This is a genomic window from uncultured Butyricimonas sp. (genome assembly GCF_959596855.1).
Taxonomy (GTDB): domain Bacteria; phylum Bacteroidota; class Bacteroidia; order Bacteroidales; family Marinifilaceae; genus Butyricimonas; species Butyricimonas muris.
The window spans coordinates 43,529-62,251 of record NZ_CAUFYA010000009.1 but is presented as its reverse complement, the minus strand read 5'-3'; the positions used below and the strand labels follow the sequence as shown (position 1 = coordinate 62,251).

The 18,723-nt window shown below is 41.3% G+C and carries 13 protein-coding genes; all 13 read left to right on the top strand.

What is annotated here, in order from left to right:
* The first annotated feature begins 126 nt into the window (after nt 1-126).
* The 13 genes from Q5866_RS06085 to Q5866_RS06025 all read left to right on the top strand — a co-directional run bounded on the left by Q5866_RS06085 (nt 127) and on the right by Q5866_RS06025 (nt 18,717).
* The gene (locus Q5866_RS06085) at nt 127-1,233 is read left to right on the top strand and encodes a thioredoxin family protein (RefSeq protein WP_303179480.1); all 1,107 of its coding nucleotides are present in this window, start codon (nt 127-129) and stop codon (nt 1,231-1,233) included.
* A 121-nt stretch (nt 1,234-1,354) separates the two neighbouring features.
* Nucleotides 1,355-1,915: an RNA polymerase sigma-70 factor gene (locus Q5866_RS06080; RefSeq protein WP_303179478.1), complete on the top strand. Its 561-nt coding sequence runs from the start codon at nt 1,355-1,357 to the stop codon at nt 1,913-1,915.
* 76 nt (nt 1,916-1,991) lie between these two features.
* A complete protein-coding gene (locus tag Q5866_RS06075) occupies nt 1,992-3,170 on the top strand; it encodes a FecR family protein (RefSeq protein ID WP_303179476.1) in 1,179 nt (392 codons plus the stop codon).
* A gap of 153 nt (nt 3,171-3,323) precedes the next feature.
* On the top strand, nt 3,324-6,614 hold the full coding sequence (locus Q5866_RS06070; RefSeq protein WP_303179474.1) for a SusC/RagA family TonB-linked outer membrane protein: 3,291 nt from the start codon (nt 3,324-3,326) through the stop codon (nt 6,612-6,614).
* Between the two features lie 16 nt (nt 6,615-6,630).
* Complete coding sequence (locus Q5866_RS06065; RefSeq protein ID WP_292265404.1) at nt 6,631-8,076, top strand: RagB/SusD family nutrient uptake outer membrane protein; 1,446 nt, start codon at nt 6,631-6,633, stop codon at nt 8,074-8,076.
* An 11-nt stretch (nt 8,077-8,087) separates the two neighbouring features.
* Nucleotides 8,088-8,816: a DUF4843 domain-containing protein gene (locus tag Q5866_RS06060; RefSeq protein WP_303179472.1), complete on the top strand. Its 729-nt coding sequence runs from the start codon at nt 8,088-8,090 to the stop codon at nt 8,814-8,816.
* Between the two features lie 22 nt (nt 8,817-8,838).
* The gene (locus tag Q5866_RS06055; RefSeq protein WP_303179470.1) at nt 8,839-10,452 is read left to right on the top strand and encodes a PKD-like family lipoprotein; all 1,614 of its coding nucleotides are present in this window, start codon (nt 8,839-8,841) and stop codon (nt 10,450-10,452) included.
* 46 nt (nt 10,453-10,498) lie between these two features.
* A complete protein-coding gene (locus Q5866_RS06050; RefSeq protein ID WP_292265410.1) occupies nt 10,499-11,020 on the top strand; it encodes a TlpA disulfide reductase family protein in 522 nt (173 codons plus the stop codon).
* A 131-nt stretch (nt 11,021-11,151) separates the two neighbouring features.
* On the top strand, nt 11,152-11,736 hold the full coding sequence (locus Q5866_RS06045) for an RNA polymerase sigma-70 factor (protein WP_303179467.1): 585 nt from the start codon (nt 11,152-11,154) through the stop codon (nt 11,734-11,736).
* A gap of 58 nt (nt 11,737-11,794) precedes the next feature.
* Nucleotides 11,795-12,961, top strand: coding sequence for a FecR family protein (locus Q5866_RS06040; RefSeq protein WP_303179465.1), 1,167 nt, complete (start codon nt 11,795-11,797; stop codon nt 12,959-12,961).
* A 163-nt stretch (nt 12,962-13,124) separates the two neighbouring features.
* Nucleotides 13,125-16,430 (top strand): SusC/RagA family TonB-linked outer membrane protein, encoded by a 3,306-nt coding sequence (locus tag Q5866_RS06035; RefSeq protein WP_303179463.1) that lies wholly within the window; start codon nt 13,125-13,127, stop codon nt 16,428-16,430.
* A gap of 12 nt (nt 16,431-16,442) precedes the next feature.
* Nucleotides 16,443-17,951, top strand: coding sequence for a RagB/SusD family nutrient uptake outer membrane protein (locus tag Q5866_RS06030; RefSeq protein WP_099291593.1), 1,509 nt, complete (start codon nt 16,443-16,445; stop codon nt 17,949-17,951).
* 13 nt (nt 17,952-17,964) lie between these two features.
* Nucleotides 17,965-18,717 (top strand): DUF4843 domain-containing protein, encoded by a 753-nt coding sequence (locus tag Q5866_RS06025; protein WP_099291594.1) that lies wholly within the window; start codon nt 17,965-17,967, stop codon nt 18,715-18,717.
* Nucleotides 18,718-18,723 lie beyond the last annotated feature (6 nt).

Sequence of the window (18,723 nt, the reverse complement as noted above, 5' to 3'; positions counted from 1 at the left end):
ATTGGGAACAGCTTCTTCGTGAAGAATTAGAAGGAGTCTATGGTGAAGAAATGCTATGGAAGAAGGGCGGAAGGTCATGATATTGATCTGGTTCGTGTAAAAATGATATTTTTTAAAATGTAAGAAATGAAGAAAATCATATTGTTATTCACTTGTATGTTTGTGATTGTGTCTGCGTTTGCACAGACGAATTTCCGGAATTTGACGTTGGAGAAGGCATTGGAGAAAGCGAAGACGGAAGATAAATATGTTTTTATAGATTGCTATACTTCGTGGTGCGGACCGTGCAAGATGATGGCGGAGAAGATTTTGCCGTTAGAGGAGGTCGGGGCTTATATGAACGAACATTTCGTGTGCGTGAAGTTTGATATGGAGAAAGGGGAAGGACGGGATATTGCGAAGAAGTTCAGGGTGACGTCTTACCCGACGTTTTTGATGTTGAAAACGGACGGAAGTTTGTTGCACCGGGTTATCGGCGGTACCGGAACCGGAGAGGAGTTCTTGAAGAAGGTACGGGAGGGATTGGATGAAAATTCTATCGGAAAATTGGAAGTCCGGTACATGAACGGTAATCGCGATATGGATTTCTTGATGAAGTATATCGAGGCTCTGGTGCAGGCTCGTGACGTGGAGAAAGCGAAAGGGATTGCTCAGGAAGTATTGGTTTCTTTGGACGATGACGAGAAGTGTTCGGCTCCTTATTGGTTTATTTACGAGAACAGGGAGTTGTCGCCCGTGGGTTCGGGAAATATGGTGTATTTGTTGAAGCACGTGGAGAAATTTCGGCAAGGTGTGGGTGTTGAGAAGGTGGATGCTGCCGTGGCGGGATTGTTTGAAATGCAACTGGAAGATATTCTCCGCGGGCGGAATCGCAACGCGACTCTTGCCGATGTGGAGGATGCCGAAAAGTTGTTGGAATCTTACCATTTGACGGGACAGGAACACTTGAACGGGTATATTGCATTGATAAAAGCCGTGATGGCGGAAGATACGGATGAAACTTTACGGTTGTGTAAGGAGATGTTCCCCAAGATGTCGGATGAGAAAATTTCTTATTTGTATTTTAACCCGATCACGTCGCTTGGCGAGAAGTGGGATAAAAAGCAGAAAAAGGAATTGGAGGCTTTAACCAGACAATTGGCTGAGCAGGTGCAAATGTCTCAATTAAAACATTCACTGACGAATTTTGCCAACGTGGGGATTTCTCTGTTGGATCAGATGAAAAAGAGATAAAGACGGGGGAAGGGAATCCTTTCGTTTATTTATAAATAAAAAAGGATGGTCATACTAGACCGTCCTTTTTGTTTTTTTATTACCTTTGTCAAATTCGAGATATGAATTAAATGGTGTGAGCATGAAGTTGGATACTTCAATAGAGATACAAGGATTAGTGTCTGGTGACCGGAAAGTGTACCAGCAGGTCTTTGATGTTTTCTATGATAGTTTGTGCTTGTTTGTCCATCGTTTCGTGGAAGATGTTGCCGTTTGCGAGGATTGCGTGCAAGAGGCTTTTATCTCGTTGTGGAATAACCGGGAAAGTATAATGTCGACGGTTCATTTAAAATCTTTTCTTTATCAAGTATGCCGTAATAATGCTTTAAATTATTTGAAGCATGAGCGGATTAAAAATGAATATGCCGCCACTATGGTAAATGAACTGGATTCGCTAGTTTGTTTTATCAATTACGTGATTGAGGAGGAGACGGAACGTATTCTGGCTCAGACGGAACAGGATTTACCACCTAGATGTAGGGAGATTTTTGTGCTGGCTATGCAAGGGAAGGATAACGAGGAGATAGCACGATTGTTGGGCGTGTCGGAAAACACGGTGAAGACACAAAAAAAGATTGCTTATAAACGCTTGAAACAGAATATTGCGGATATAGGTATGCTGGTCGTTTTATTGAATCAATAAAAAAATCATTCTTTTTTTATTTTTCTTTTCACCCCGAATGGGATGTGAATTGTAATAGGTGTGTAAAATTGAAGAAATGAAAGATTTGAACGAATATATAGAAGATATTCCCCGGTTAATTGCGAGCGACCTGCAAGGGGAGATTACTCCCGAGGAGAAGGTGCGATTGGAGGGATGGATTCGGGAAAACGAGAAAAATAGGGAAGTGTATGAACGATTGCGTGCGGGAAGAGAGCGTTCACGCCGGAGAGAGGTGGTTCGGGAATTAAATAAACGTGCCGCTTGGGAGCGGGTGAATAAGGCCACGGGCGGAAGGCGATTGTTCCCGATGGTAAAAGTGATGAAGTATGCCGCGGGGATCGTGTTACCGCTGTTGTGCGTGGGAGTGGCTTTCCATTTTCTAGGGAAGAAGGAGAAAACGATTGTCGCGAAGGTGGAGAACGTGGTGGAAATAAAGCCGGGAGAGATGAAAGCGGAATTGGAATTAGCCGGGGGAGAAAGATTGTTGCTGGGAGGAAATTTACAGGATTCGTTGACGAACGAGAATGGCGTGGATATTTTGAAGGATGGGCAAGGAATTTCTTATCAGGGAGAGAGCGTGGGGAAGGAAGAATTAGCGTATAATACCTTGAAAGTCCCGAGAGGCGGAGAGTTCAAGGTTAAGTTGCAGGATGGTACGGTGGTTTACGTGAATTCTGCTTCCCGATTGCGTTACCCGGTGAAATTCACGGGGGAGGAACGGCGGGTGTATCTGTCGGGAGAGGCTTATTTCGAGGTGGAGAAAAACGAGGGAATGCCTTTCGTGGTGGAGATGGAAGAAGGTGAAATAAAGGTGCTGGGTACACAGTTTAACGCTCGTTCGTACAAGGAGGAAAAACAGCAATTGACGACATTAGTGTCGGGTAAGGTGTTATTGACCTCGAAGCAAGGAAAGAGCGTGGAGCTTACACCGGGAGATCAAGGTGTGATAGGTGAAAAAGGTATTAGCAAGGGAAAAGTGGACGTGTATCCTTACACGGCTTGGAAGGACGGAAATTTCGTGTTCCGTAAACAACGTCTGGAAGATATTATGAATATCGTGGAGAGGTGGTATGACGTGAAAGTGGTGTTCGTGGACGATTGGTGCCGGGAGGTTAGTTTCTCTGGAAATGTGCGACGTTATGACGGGTTTAATAAGTTAGTGGAGATGTTGGAAGTAACCGGAAGTGTGAAATTTAATATCAAGGACAATGTGATATATATAACCAAAAAATGAATTGAAAAAGATGAAAGACGGAATATTGGCACTATCCCGTCTTTCGTTACCGGACGAACCGGTATTTGTTTTACTCTAATGTACAAATGTATGAAAAAAATTAGGATTTTAGACCTTCTTTCGAAAAGAAGGTGGTTAAAAACATGGTTAGTTATGAAGTTTGTGATACTGTTTTTGTTAGTATCGGCTATGCAAGTGACTGCCGGAGTGTATAGTCAGGAGGCGAAGGTGACCCTGCAAGTGGAGAATGCTTCGTTCGAGTCTGTTATTCGGTTGTTGGAAAAAAGTACGGATTACACGTTCCTGTACGAAGACCGGCACGTGGAGAGTGTGCAACACCTGAATCTGCATTATGAAGATGTGGATATCAAGGTGGTGTTGGATGCTTGCTTGAAAGGAACGAATTTGGCGTACAAGTTGATGAATCACACGATTATTATTCAGCCTTGTGTGCAGAGAGATACTTTAGAGCAATCTCAATCCAAGCAAAAGGACAATAAGATACGTGTGACCGGTGTTGTAAAGGATGAAGAGGGTGAACTGATGCCGGGTGTTACTGTCGTGATAAAGGGGACTACGGTAGGTACTTCAACTGATGTTAAAGGAGAATACCAGATTATGGTGCCTTCTGATGGCGTGCTTCTTTTCTCTTTTATTGGTATGACCACGGTAGAAGAGTCGTTAAAGGGCAGGAAAGAGGTGGATGTAGTCATGAAAGTTGCCAGTTATAAAGTGAAAGAAGTGGTGGTAATGGGGCTTTTTAATCGTCCGGGAGATTCTTTCACGGGAGCGGTGAAATCTTTTAAAGGTGAGGACCTTTTAAAAGTAAATCCTACCAACGTTTTGCAGGCTCTTTCTATTTTAGACCCGGCTGTTGTTCAGATAGAGAATCTTGCCCAAGGCTCGAATCCGAACTTTATCCCCAAGCTTGAGATTCGAGGTTCCACGAGTATAGCGGGAATGGAAAGTGTTGGATCCCTTGATGCCCAAGCGAAGTACACGGGTGATCCCAATATGCCGTTGTTTATTCTCGATGGTTTCGAGGTTTCTTCTGAAAAGATATTTGACCTCGACCCCCAGCGTGTTGCCCAAATTTCAATCCACAAGGATGCTTCGGCTACGGCTATCTACGGATCAAGGGCTGCTAATGGGGTAGTTATTATCACGACGAAGTTGCCCAAGGGGGGTACCATTAATGTCACGTATAACTTGGATTTAGGAGGGAATTTTCCTGATTTGCGTTCCTATAATTTGTTGAATGCGAGAGAAAAAGTTGAAATGGAGATTATTGGCGGAGCTTATGGAATTGACAAACGTCCGGCATTTCTCGAGAAAGAATCAGACGAGCTTAATGAAAAGTATAAAATGGTTGCCAAAGGTTATAATACTTATTGGCTAAACAAGCCGTTGAGGAATGCTATAAGCCAAAAGCATTCGATGACGTTGGATGGTGGAGAAGGTAATCTCCGTTTTTCTATAGACGGTTCATGGAATAGGGAAGTCGGTGTTATGAAAGGGTCTGATCGAACAGTTAAGTCATTGGGTATCATGTTGCAATATAACATAAAAGACCGTGTCACGTTGCGGAATATGATGTCTTACGAGGATATGGTTTCTAATGATTCTCCTTATAGAAGTTTTGATAAATATGCGCGTCTGAATCCTTACTATCCGCTTTATGATGAAGCGGGGAATTATACTTCCACCTTGGGAGTGGATAATAATCCTCTTAAAGATGCGCAATTGCATCAGATTCACCGTAGCCGTTATAATTACTGGACAAATAATTTTTCGTCAGATTTGTGGTTAACCAAAGATTTTAATTTGCGGGCGGAAGCTTCTATTTTTTGGCAGGACTCTCGGAATGATGATTTTTTGCCCGGAGCTCACTCTCAATATTTGGAGAAAGAACAGAATGCTAAGGGAGAATACTCCTTGACAAACGGACGAACTTATGGTTTTGATGCCCGGGTAAGCGGACAATATAATCTTCAACTGGATAAACATTTACTCTTTGCTAACGGTATTTTTAGTTTCAGAAGTGATAACACGGATGAAGCTTCATCTTATATGCAAGGGTTTTCGGAGGAAAAACTTGATTTTATAGGATTTGGACAGCAATATAGTACTGATTTCGGGAAAGTTGAAGCGACGGAAGAAAATTCACGTTTGATGAGTATTGTTGGTAGTATTAATTATTCTTACGATAATCGCTTTTTGACGGATATAAATGTTAATGCCGATGCCTCCAGTAAGTTTGGAGAGGATTCCCGTTGGGCGCCGTTCTGGTCGGTCGGAATTGGTTGGAATATGCATAACGAAAAGTTTTTACAGAAATTGGGATTCGTGGATGTATTGAAACTTAGGGCTTCGTATGGGTACACGGGATCTCAGAATTTTTATTCTTATCAGGCAGTTGTTACTTATGAATATCAGCCTGACCCTTATGCACAAGGTGTTGGTACTCAGCTTATGGCAATGGGTAATCCGGATCTTAAGTGGCAAAAAGTGTTAAAAAGAAACGTTGGGGCAAATCTTAGTTTTTTTGATGGGATAGCGGATATTAGTTTCGATTATTATAATGAATTGTCGAAAAGTTTGCTTACGGATATATTACTCCCCCCTTCTCTCGGATTTGATTCATACAAGGCAAATATCGGTGAGATCAAGAATGAAGGGTGGGAATTGGGTGTGCGAATATCCCCTATAAAGAAACAAAATGCCTGGTTAAATATTATCATTAATGCGTCACGTAATAGAAATATTATCAAAAAGCTTTCTTCATCGGTATCTGCGTGGAATGAGGAGGTGGATTCTTATCTATCTACAAAAATAAAAGTCCGCTATGAAGAAGGACAGTCGACTAAAACTATTTGGGGGTTAAAGTCTCTGGGAATTAATCCGGCTTCCGGGGCAGAGATTTTCAGAATGCCCGATGGCGGGATAACGGATCAATGGAAGGCGGAATACCAAGTACCCATAGGTGTTGACGAACCGGACTTGCAAGGATCCATAGGTATTAATGTAGGTTGGAAAAATTTTCAATTAACAACCTATTTTTCTTACAGGATTGGTGGTCAGCATTACAACCAGACTTTAGTTGATAAAGTCGAGGGGGCTTATTTGCTCTGGAATGTCGATAAACGAAAATATGACAAAACGTGGGCAGAGGTAGGGGATGTCACTTTTTTTAAAGCGGCTAGTCTCCAAAATGCCACGTTCGCTACTTCCCGATTCGTGTTTGATTATAGTTATTTGAGATGTTCGTCATTTAATATTTCGTATGATTTTGAAAAACGTTGGTTGGCTCATGTCGGTTTAAAAGCTGCTCGCCTTAGTTTTTCGACTAACGATTTGTTTTTCCTTTCCACGGTAAAAGAAGAACGCGGAACTTCTTACCCGTACGCCAAAGCGGGACGTGTATCTCTCCGTATTATGTTCTAAATAAAATATTAAGACTATGAAAAAAATAGCAATTATCAGCATCGTATTCTTCATGTTCTCTTCTTGTGCAGATTGGGTAGATGTGGAACCGAGGTCTGAAGTCCGCGATAAGAAATTGTTCGAGGATGAAACCGGTTTTCGTAATGCCCTGCTGGGTGTTTATAATCTGTTGGGAGATGAAAATTTATACGGTGATAAATTCACCCTCAGTTTTCTGGATGTATTGGCACAATATTTCGATATCACGGAAGCGCAGCACTCGTTTTTTTATGTTTCCAAGTATGATTTTAGCAATACGACTGCTAGGGGATACATAGAAGGCGCTTGGAAAGCGGCTTATACGGCCATTGCCAATATAAATAATTTATTAGCAAATATTGATGACGTTGATGCCGATTTTTTCCGGGATAAACGTACTTACAATTTGATAAAAGGAGAAGCTTTAGCTTTGCGTGCACACGTGCATTTTGATATTCTCCGGTTGGTAGCCCCACCTTGCAAAAATTCTGCCGATGCTAAAGCTATTCCTTACGTGGATAAATTTCAGCGTACTCCTTTTAAACAGTTGACGGTGGCTGGCGTGTTGAAACATTGTTTGGAAGATTTAAATGCCGCTCTTTCTTTACTTCATGAATCGGACCCGATTAGTCCTGTTTTTGAAGTTTATTCTGATGGAGAATGGGGACGTGGCTTGCCGGAGGATGCAACGTTGGATAACGGCTTTTTCTATTATCGCGATGCACGTATGAATTATTTGGCGACGCTTACTTTGAAAGGACGCGTATGTCTTTACATGGAAGATTATGAAGCGGCGGCTAAAGCCACCGAAGAAGTCTTGACCTCAGAACGGGTGGATCTGGGTTCGGCAGCAATCTTTACTCTTTATAAAAGTAATATGACACGTATTGCGAATACTTATTTCTCGGGTGGTATGACAGGGAATACTTATTTAGTTCAAACGCAGGAAAAAGTGCAGGTTGATTATGAGATAAGTACTTATGGATCTACGGATTTAAGGATGCTCAATTATTTTAAAAATTCTACTTCTGCGGGTGCGTCTTATCGCACAGTGGCCAAATATTCGGTAGATAACCAGTTCGTGATGCCGGGCTTCCCTATCATTTCGGGCTCTGAAGCCGCTTATATATATGCGGAAGCGTCATTAAAACTTGGTTTTAAGGAAAAAGCCGTGAAGGTATTGAATGATGTCAGGGAAAAGTTCGGGTTGGGTAATAGTCCGCTTGACGTTGATTTGTCTGAAGCCCAGGTACTTTCTGAAATAGTGAAGGAATATCGGAAGCGTTTCCCGGGAGAGGGACAGACATTTTTCTGTTACAAGCGGCTTGGGTACGAGAGTTCTGAGATCCCGAATGCCCCTGGTATTCAGATGAGTGAGGTTTATAATCTGCTTGAATATTTGCCGGTTAACGAGTTCGAGTACGGTCAAATCGAAACAAAATAAAAAGTGTTATTATGAAAATAGTCAGAAATATACTAGTACTATTTGTGTCAATTTGTGGTATTTGCACAAGCTGCGAGATGAAATATAGTTATTACGACAAGGGTAAAACAACTGTTCATTTCAAGTATAAAGAGGGAGAAAATGATATGAAGTTGTCATTTGCTACTCATGTGGACGGGAAACCAATTGAACGAGTATTCCCGTTGGAAATAGCGGGATATGCGTCTGAAAAGGAGCGTTCCGTTGAATTGGAAATCGTGGATGAGTATACTACAGCAATAAAAGATGTTCATTACAGTATGTCGGAAAAGCTGATTATTCGTGATGGTCATTATCATGATACTCTTAAAATTACGTTTTATAACACGGATCCTGTTCTTGATTCGGAAGAGAGACGGTTATATATTCGTATCAAAGCGAATGATGATTTTGATAATGGTATTCACTATCTGCAACATCTTGATATACGTTTTACTAACGAGGTACAAGAACCGACCTGTTGGGGGACGCGTGATGTATATACTTATATGTATTACTATTTCGGGACATATTCTAAGATGAAACACCGCTACATATTAGTGGCTAATGGTATAGAAGAACTCCCTGATCATTATATTTATGAGTTTGAAGATCGTGTGATGTTTAATAATTGGGGAATCATTGCCAACAATTATTTTAGAGACCATGTTGTTTTGGAAGATCCGAATGATCCTAATTCGCGAATTCTGCCTTGGAAATAGATAACCTGTAAAAATAGATGGTATGAAAAAGATTTATTTAATATTGTATTCTATATTGTTTATCCTAACCGGGTGTGACATGATGGAGGAGAAAGGTAATTACGACTATAATGCGATCAATGAGATTGTATTTGAAAAGTTTGTTAATGATGAAGGTGTTGATGTTGGAGATGCTTTTTTTGCAGAGATAGGAGAAACTTTAAAACTAACACCTTATTTCTCTCAAACAATAGACAAGGATGAAAGTGATTTGGTGTTTTATTGGACAATATGGGCGCAGGCTCAGCAGTCAACAGCAATAATCGATACGATTTCACGAGATCGTAATTTAGCGTGGAACGTGAATGTACCTAACGGTGAGTATAATTTGCGTTTTTTTGCCCAAAACACGAAGACCAATATATACTATCGTAAAAACTTTAAAATGACGGCGATATCGGACAAAAGCGGTGGGTTGTATATTTTAAGTGATCTTGATGGGGTGGCGAATGTTTCGGTTATTCACAAGGATGGGGGTGTTCGTCAAAATGTGTATCAAAATGCGAATGAGGGCAAGAGTGTCGGGCGGAATCCGATGTGTATTGCTGATGCAAGAGTTTTTCAGAATCCTGATCTCCAGAATATCCTGATTCTATGTGGGGATGAGACGGGAGGAGCCGCAGTGTCCTCAATAACTCGGGTTAAAGAATCGAATATGAGGGATATGTTTATGGTGCCTCCTGTGACAATAAAACCGGAAGCGTATTATAGATCTACGTTCCCTTCGATTTACGTGTATAACGATCACCTGATAAATGACGGGAAACTTTATTGTCGTGATTTGCAGTATCAATCCCAAGGGAAATCTTATTTCGGTACTAGTGTCCGTTTGCCTAGGTTTTCCGAATATTCCGATTATCATTTGAGTAAATATGCTTTTGTAACAGGTCTTGCTTATATTTTCTACGATAATTTGAATTGTCGGTTTTGGACTCTTGACGTTCGAGATGAAACAATAACGGGTTATTTTAAGAATATTTCACAGAAAAGAGATGACCCTAAAGCGTTTGATCCGAATGACACGGGAGTATATGTTTATTATATGGGGAAAGGTAACGATGCTAATAATGGTGCAATTTTACAAGCTTATGCTGTTGGTCGTATTGTGGAAGATGAGCATCCTTCTGGCTATTCTAAAGGTACTGGAGTCATTCTTTGTTTTGATGCGGTAATGCCTGGGGATTCATGGGCTTCATATAGTATTACTCCCATGTCAGAGGAGGCAATTAATATCGTGGAACAGGCTAAAAGTTTTGCCATGAGTAAATTGTATCCTCATATGTTTTGTGCTAAAGATAATAAGTTGTATATGGTGGATCTTTATACCGGAGATATTCGGGAAATTCTTGATATTCACACTTTGGCACCCCAGCACAATATAGATCATGTTTACATGAGAACTGTGATGGCGACTTATTATAAATATGATACTTCTCCGGAAATAAACTTGGTTTTGTATTTGGGGACGAGTATGTCAGGAGGGAACAGTCGGGACGGATCGGTCTTCGAGATCCAATTGAAAACAGATGGGACTTTTGATAAAGTGAAAAATGTATGTAATGTTAACGGGCGAGTAGTTTCCATGGATTACTTGTAGCGTGTCGTGTTAAAATAAGATGAATTTATAAGAAATAGAAGTGAATATGAAGAATATATTGTTTGTTATTTTGATGTTATACCCGTTGTTCGGGTGGACTCAAGCGGTAAAAGAAACAATACCGCTCCATGATACTGTTGAATTGAAAATAGGAGATCGTGTTCCTGAGTTTGTATTTCGGGATACATCTAATCGGGAAGTGACGTTGAAACAATTTAAGGGGAAATATGTGGTGATTGATGTATGGGCATCATGGTGTTACCCGTGTAAGCGGGAATATCCGTTTCTTGGTGAATTGGAAGAAAAATATCAAGGGAAAAATATTGTATTTATAAGTCTTTCTTGTGATACGGAAAAACAGGAATGGCTCGATGAGTTGAAATATGGATGTATGGAGGGAAAGCAATGGTGGATAGGTGGAGATGAGTCTTCTATGATAGCTTTTAAAATAATAACGATTCCTCGGTTTATATTATTAGATAAGAAAGGACGGGTAATGAATTTGAAATTGCCGAAGCCTTCAAGCCCGGAGTTTGAGAAGATTTTGGAGGGATTGAAGGGAATTTGAAGTTAATTGTAATTTATGGTTTTTATACGGTAAGGTTTTGTATTTCGAAATACGAGACCTTACCGTGTTTATTATATATTCTATTTTATCCGAAGATTGTTGTATATTTGTCTAATGGAAAATGGTCTATAATGAAAGTAGATAATGATGCGAAACAATTGATGATCGAACTTCGAGGAGGAAAAGAGGATGCTTTTGCCCAAGTGTTTCGTATGTATTATAATCCTTTGTTGAATTATGCCGGGCGTATTCTTCATGATGCCGAATTGGCAAATGATTTGGTACAAGAGACTTTTTGCAATTTGTTCGAGAGGCGTAAAGAATTGAACGAGGATCTTCAGTTACGACCTTATCTTTATAAAACGGTATACAATCGTTGTTTGGATGTGATTAAGCATCAGAAAGTAGAAAGTAATTACGCTAATCAGGAATTATTGGACTTTTATTTCTCGAAAGTGATTGAAACCCCGGAGGCGGAGTTGGCTTTGTTAGAAGAGGATTTGAAGGGGGCGATTCAAGAGGCTATCGCTAAATTGCCCGAACGGTGTCGGGAAATATTTGAATTGAGTAAAATAGAAGGATTATCCAATAAACAAATCGCAGAAGAATTGAATATCTCCGTGAAAACCGTTGAGGCTCAGATGACGATTGCTTTCACTCGATTGCGGAAAGAGTTGGGATGGCTGTTGTGCGTAATTTTTTTTCAAAATTTCTAGAAAGTTTTTAGGGGTAAATTTGTCTTTGGTCGTTATAGAAGTATAAAGCGAAGAAATAATGACTTGTAACTTTGATAAAGACGAATTGATTTTAAAAGTTTTGGACGGGAAAGCAACCCCGGAAGAAATTTTGGCTTTGTTTCGCTGGATTGAAACAGATTCCGCGAATGAAGAGTATTTTAATCAATTGAAAAAAGCATGGAACTTGACGAGCGGGCCTATTTCTTCTAAAGAAAGGGAAGAGAAGGAGTTTCGCTATTATATGAACTATATTAGATCAAAGCGTAAGATTTATCGTTTGCGTCGGATATATAAATACGTTGCGATAATAATCTTGCCTCTATTGGTAGGTGTTGTTTATTGGTTACAAAGAGAGCGGATGCCGGAAGACGTCCGGTCTATACCTGTTGTCGCCCGAATCGAGCCGGGAGAATATAAAGCAACTTTAATAACAGCTTCAGGAAGTACGATCTCTTTGCTTCCTTCGAATCAAGAGGATATTCAGGTGGACGAGAATATTTCGGTGACGAACGGACAGGACGGAATAGCTTATGACAATGTAAAAGGTTCGGTTGGGTCATTACAATACAATACGTTGCAGACGTCCAGGGGTGGAGAATATGCGGTGACATTATCGGACGGTACGCGGGTGTATTTGAATGCTGCATCGGAAATGAAGTATCCCGTGATGTTTGATGAGCGAAAGAGAGAGGTGTATTTGTCGGGAGAGGCTTATTTCGAGGTGACGAAAGACACGAACAGACCTTTTTATGTTGTAACGGATGCTGTACGGGTGAAAGTCTATGGTACGAAATTTAACGTGAATACATACAGTGCCCGGGGGATTCAAACCGTGTTGGTCTCCGGTAAGGTGGGGGTTCGTGGAAAAGGTTCGAGTGAAGAATATATGATGAAGCCTTCGCAATTGGCAGAGTTTAATGACAAGGGTGTGTTTAAGGGTATTCGGGAGGTGAACCCCACGGCTTACACGGCCTGGCGAGACGGGCGTTTTGTTTTTGAAAACGAGAGTCTGGAAGAGATATTGAATAGCTTGTCCCGTTGGTATAATGTAGATATTATCTACGGAAATGAGAAAGTGAAGAGGTATCATTTTACCGGGCATATGGAAAAATATGAAAGTATAGATATTTTTTTAAGGGCGATTAGTAAAATGGTGGGGGTAGATTTTACCATAAAAGATAAAATAATAATAGTGACAGAATAAAGAAAAACGGAGAATGTTGACGCATTCCCCGTTGTAACAATAGCGGCAGAGTAGTCCTAGAAAAACGCACTGTCGCCAATAATAATCTTAATAATGCAAATATATGAGAAAAAAATGGTTATGCCAACTTCTGGGTGGGCATAGAAAACGAAAAGTCTTATTAATGATGAAACTTTGTATTTCTTTGATGCTGTTTTTCACGTTAGGTTTGTCAGCATCGACATTAGGTCAACAAGAACGAGTAAACCTTAATTTGAAAGATGTTTCCATTAAGGTATTGTTTGATGAGATTCAAAAACAGACGGTTCTGTCTTTCGTGTTTAACACGGAACAGACGGAGAAGTTAGGTGTGTTCTCCGTGCAGGCAATAAATGAAACGGTAGAGAGTGTATTGCGTAGGGTATTAAAGAATACCGGAATGATGTTTGAGTTTGATGGGGGATTGATTATTGTTCGTCCGGAGCCGGAAAAGAAAAGCGTGGAGAAACTTGCGCTTACTGGAAGCGTGAAGGATGAAAAGGGAGAAACGCTGCCGGGTGTGACCATTCGGATTAAAAACACCACATTAGGATTCGTGACGGACGTGGATGGTAATTTCAAATTTGATATTCCAAAACAGGATACGATTATCTTGATTTTCTCTTTCGTGGGGTACAAAACGCAAGAGTTTCAGGTGAAGAACGAGAAGCCGATCGTGATCGTGTTGAAAGAGGACGTGGCGGTGATGGATGAAGTGGTTGTTACCGGTATCTTCACGAAAGCGAAGGAGAGTTACACGGGTGCCGTGACGACGATTACCGCGAAGGATTTGCAGCGGGTGGGAAACCGGAATCTGGTATCTTCCATCCGGAATATAGATCCGAGTTTCAATATCGCCGAGAATATCACGATCGGTTCGGACCCGAATAAGTTGCCCGATATCACGGTGCGCGGTACTTCCAGTTTGGATGTCGGGGTGAAGGATTTACAGGAGGGAACGCGAAGCACGGCGAATCTGCCTTTATTTATCATGGACGGGTTCGAAATTTCGTTGGAGCGTATGATGGACTTGGATGAGAATCAGGTGGAGAGTATCACCTTGTTGAAGGACGCGAGTGCCACGGCCATGTACGGGACGCGCGGGGCGAACGGTGTGGTTGTTATCGTGACGAAAAAACCGGAACCGGGACGTATCCGGTTGACTTATAAAGGAAGTCTGAATATAGAGGCTCCGGATCTAACCTCGTATAATTTGCTGAATGCGCGGGAAAAACTGGAATACGAATGGGCTGCCGGTTTGTACGATGACGAGGAACCCGAAACGATGCAAGAGTTGTGGGATCTCTATAATCAACGTAAGATGGATGCGGAAAGAGGCGTGAACACCTATTGGTTGAAATACCCGGTAAGGACAGGAGTCGGACATAAGCATAGCTTACGTGCAGAAGGAGGCGATGAAATCTACCGTTACGCTGTCGGATTGTCATATAATGATATTGCCGGAGCGATGAAAGGCTCTAATCGGAAGACATTAAACGGGAATGTATTTCTCTCGTACAAGTATAATAATTTGACATTCCAGAATGATCTGCAGGTATCTTTCAATCGTTCTTATAACTCGCCTTACGGTACCTTTAATGACTTTGCGAAAATTAATTCTTATTGGAGCCCGTATGATGAAGACGGGAATCTCGTAATGACATTGGAAGATTATCAATACGCGACGGTTAAGGATAAAAATACCGTGTATAACCCGCTTTATAACGCGAAATTACCGAGTAAAGACGAGAGCCGGTATACGCAAATTCAAAATAATTTTGCTATAGAGTGGCAGGTACTGCCGGAATTATCTTTGCGAGGACGTTTGGGTATTACTTCCAGAACAGATCGTTCGGATAAATATAAATCTGCCAAACACACGGATTTTGCCAAATATTCGGAATCGGATTCCGATCGGAAAGGGACTTATACTTACGGAACGGGTGAAGCATTTAATTATGAGGCGGATTTCACACTTAACTACTCGAAGGTCTTTGCAGAAAAACATCAGGTGTATGTTGGTTTGGGATATAATTTCGCGCAAGAGAAAGATGAGTTCTTCACGATTGTGGCGGAAGGGATTTCCAATATAAATATGGATTTCCTGGGTATGGCAAGTAAGTACGAGAAAGAAGGCAGCCCGAAGGGTACCGAAAGTTTTTCAAGGCGACTTGGAGGTCTTGCCAATGCGAACTACACGTATGACCGTCGTTATTTTGTGGACGCTTCAGTCAAAGTGGAAGGCTCTTCCAAATTCGGTAGCGATAACCGTTTTGCTCCTTTCTGGTCGGTTGGTATCGGGTGGAATATGCATCACGAGGCATTTATGGCGGACAATAAAGTACTGAATGTCGCCCGGTTAAAATTGTCTTATGGTACTTCCGGTTCGCAATCTTTCAACTCTTACCAGGCAATGACAACGTTTAAGGATTACGGTGGTGGTGGTTACCAGGGATGGTACGGTGTATATATGATTGCTTTAGGTAATGAGGATTTGGGATGGCAGAAAACAAAGCAGTTGAATATCGGGACAGAACTGGAGTTCTTTAGTGGTCGGGTGCGTATCAATGCAGATTACTACAACAAAGTGACGGATGATTTGTTATCCGACATCACATTGCCTTCCGCGAGCGGTTTCGGCAGTTACAAGGCGAACGTGGGAAAAGTTGCCAATACCGGGGTGGAGTTAGGCGTGAACGTCTACCTGATTCGGGATACGAAACGGGATTTGATATGGCTAGTCGGGGGTACGTTGGCTCGTAACAAGAATGAAATTAAGAAGATTTCAAATTCATTGGAGTTCTTGAACGAGCAAATGAATAAAGAAGCCGGAGGGAATCCGAGTTTCCTATACAAAGAAGGACAGTCGATGAACACGATTTTTGCCGTGGAGTCAAAGGGAATCGACCCGAGTAATGGAAAAGAGATTTTTGTTAAGCTAGATGGGACGGAAACTTATAAATGGGATGCAAAAGATAAAGTTCCTTGCGGCATTGAAGAACCGAAAATTTGGGGAAATCTGAACACGATGCTTCGCTTCAAGGGTTTCACGTTGAATGCTATTTTCGGTTACCGTTACGGCGGTCAGATGTATAACTACACGTTGGTGAGCCGGGTGGAAAATATTAAACCGTATAATAACGCGGACAAACGCGTGTTGTACGATCGTTGGAAGGAACCGGGTGATAACGTTTTGTTCAAAAGTGTGCGAAATACTGAAACGACGAATGCTTCAAGCCGTTTCGTGATGGATGAGAATACGTTGGAATGTCGTTCTATTTCACTAGGATATGATTGGGATGCACCCTGGTTAGCGAAAGCCGGGATTTCTTATTTGACTGTAACGGGATACATGGAAGATGTGTTTAGAGTTTCGTCCATAAAGCAAGAAAGAGGTATGACTTACCCCTTCTCGCGTAAGTTCTCACTGGCATTATCCGTTAGATTTTAAATAATTTAGATTATGGGAAATATTATAAAAAAGAAATATGGCTATATTCTGTTGGTGTTGTTCGCGATAAGCTCGGGATGTAGTGATTGGCTAGATGTAAGTCCTCGTAATGAGATGAAAGAGGAGGAGATGTATAAAAATGAGGAGGGGTTTAAAAGTGCATTGATGGGGGCGTACGTCCAATTGGCAGAAAAGGATCTTTATGGTAGGGATGCTTCGATGTATTTGCCGGAGTTGTTGGCACAGCATTGGACGATTCCTACAAGTAATACTCAATTAAGATACAATATGAGTAATTTTAATTACACGCACGAGACTGTTGAAAAAGCACTTGAAACGCTTTGGAAAAAGTATTATCAATGTATTGTGCATTTAAACAATGTGCTGGGTAATCTGGAAACGACAGGGGTGAGTTTCAGCAACGGGAATAAAGAGTTGATTAAAGGTGAAGCGTTGGGATTGAGGGGCTTTCTTCACCTGGAGATTTTACGTTTCTTCGGGCCTATCCCCGGCGATGGGGCAAACGGATTGCCGGCTATCCCGTATCAGGAAGAGATGACGAAAGATCCCGGTAAGTTGGTATCAATTACTTACGAAAAGGTATGTGAAAAGATCATTCGGGATTTGAACGCTGCCGAGGAGTTTTTGAGCAAGGATCCTATCGTGTTCGGTTCGAACGATCAGTTGAACCGGATGTACGCGGATTCTGAATGGGAAGGAAAGCCTCAGGACGAGTGGCAGTTTTATCGTCAGGTACGTTTTAATTATTATGCTGTAAAAGGAGCGAAAGCCCGATTCTATCATTGGATCGGGGATAAAGAAAATGCGGTGAAGTATGCGAAAGAGGTGATTGAGGCTAAAAATACGGATGAGACCTCAAAGTTTGAACTGACGACGGAATCAATATATAGTACGATATTCAAAGGAAGTAATCTGGTGATGAAGTCGGAACACCTTTTCGGGGTACATAACCCCAAACATCAAACTATTTTGCAATCTTTGTTTAAAGATGCACCCCCTTTATTAACTCAAACTGTGGCAAATATCAATACAGCATATGAAAGCACAGTACATCCGGATGATATAAGATATAAGGTGAATGTTAAGCCCGGGCGTTATTGGGAAGAAAAGACCTATCAGAATAATGTAAAAGCAGTCCATTTCTGGAAATATACCGGGAATGACCTATACGCTCCGTTAAATGTAGTGCCATTGCTTCGTTTGTCTGAAATGTATTTAATATTGATTGAGGATTTACCATTGTCTTCTGTCGGAGAGTATTTTAAAGCGTATCGCGTGTCGAGAAGTTTGGATGTCTCTATTGATAATTCGTTGATAACGGAGCAAGATGTTTCGGAGCGATTGGAGAAGGAGTATCGAAAAGAGTTCTTCGGTGAGGGACAGATGTGGTTCTTTTACAAGAAACATAATTTTACCAGATTCTCTTGGCCTAAGACTAGAACGATTAAAGAAGAGGTTTATATGTTGCCTATTCCTAAGAGTCAAAGTGTGTTTGAATAGTAAATGAGATATTATGAGAATAATTAATGCAAGTATATTGATATTCCTGCTGGTTGTTAGTATCGCCGGTTGTGAAAAAGAGACGGGGTTGAGATACGGGGATGTTCCTGCGCTCTATTTTAAGTATTCCGATAATTTGGATGAAATCTACCAAAGAGATAGTTTGGACCATTCTTTTTTCTTGGTACCGAAAGAGGAGATGCGGGATACCGTTTTGATTTATATTCTCACCATGGGCAATCCGGCGGATGATGATCGACCTTTCGAGTTGGTACTGGCAAATGCCGGACAACCGAAGGCTGCCGTGCCGGGAAAGCATTTTGTCGCTTTCGATGATCCGGAAATGAAGGAGCATTTTAAGATTTCTAAAGGTGCGGTAGGTGTCGATTTCCCGTTGATCGTTTTGCGTGATCCTTCTTTAGACACGGATACGATACGTTTTGAGTTGAAACTTGTGGAAAACTCTTATTTTAAAACGGGTATTGATGCCTGGACGCGGTTTGTTGTAAAGACAACCTCTCAGGCAACAAAACCGGCGAACTGGAATACGCTTTGGAGGTATCATTTCGGGTTGTCATGGGGAACCGAAAAGATGAGGTTTATTATAACGATGGTCGGTTTGACAGATTTTGATACAAGGCCGGAATCGGGGTATGCCGCTTATTTAAGTGCCAAAGCAAAGCAAAAGTTGTTAGAGTATAACGCCGCGCATCCTAAGAAGCCGTTAGCAGAGGCAGATGGAACATTAGTAACCTTTGATAATTAGAAGATT

Excerpts from the sequence above, each read along its gene's own strand:
- Q5866_RS06085 (WP_303179480.1), top strand. The coding sequence starts at position 127 with ATGAAGAAAATCATATTGTTATTCACTTGTATGTTTGTGATTGTGTCT.
- Q5866_RS06050 (WP_292265410.1), top strand. The coding sequence starts at position 10,499 with ATGAAGAATATATTGTTTGTTATTTTGATGTTATACCCGTTGTTCGGG.
- Q5866_RS06040 (WP_303179465.1), top strand. The coding sequence starts at position 11,795 with ATGACTTGTAACTTTGATAAAGACGAATTGATTTTAAAAGTTTTGGAC.
- Q5866_RS06045 (WP_303179467.1), top strand. The coding sequence starts at position 11,152 with ATGAAAGTAGATAATGATGCGAAACAATTGATGATCGAACTTCGAGGA.
- Q5866_RS06060 (WP_303179472.1), top strand. The coding sequence starts at position 8,088 with ATGAAAATAGTCAGAAATATACTAGTACTATTTGTGTCAATTTGTGGT.
- Q5866_RS06075 (WP_303179476.1), top strand. The coding sequence starts at position 1,992 with ATGAAAGATTTGAACGAATATATAGAAGATATTCCCCGGTTAATTGCG.
- Q5866_RS06035 (WP_303179463.1), top strand. The coding sequence starts at position 13,125 with ATGATGAAACTTTGTATTTCTTTGATGCTGTTTTTCACGTTAGGTTTG.
- Q5866_RS06070 (WP_303179474.1), top strand. The coding sequence starts at position 3,324 with ATGAAGTTTGTGATACTGTTTTTGTTAGTATCGGCTATGCAAGTGACT.
- Q5866_RS06030 (WP_099291593.1), top strand. The coding sequence starts at position 16,443 with ATGGGAAATATTATAAAAAAGAAATATGGCTATATTCTGTTGGTGTTG.
- Q5866_RS06055 (WP_303179470.1), top strand. The coding sequence starts at position 8,839 with ATGAAAAAGATTTATTTAATATTGTATTCTATATTGTTTATCCTAACC.
- Q5866_RS06080 (WP_303179478.1), top strand. The coding sequence starts at position 1,355 with ATGAAGTTGGATACTTCAATAGAGATACAAGGATTAGTGTCTGGTGAC.
- Q5866_RS06065 (WP_292265404.1), top strand. The coding sequence starts at position 6,631 with ATGAAAAAAATAGCAATTATCAGCATCGTATTCTTCATGTTCTCTTCT.
- Q5866_RS06025 (WP_099291594.1), top strand. The coding sequence starts at position 17,965 with ATGAGAATAATTAATGCAAGTATATTGATATTCCTGCTGGTTGTTAGT.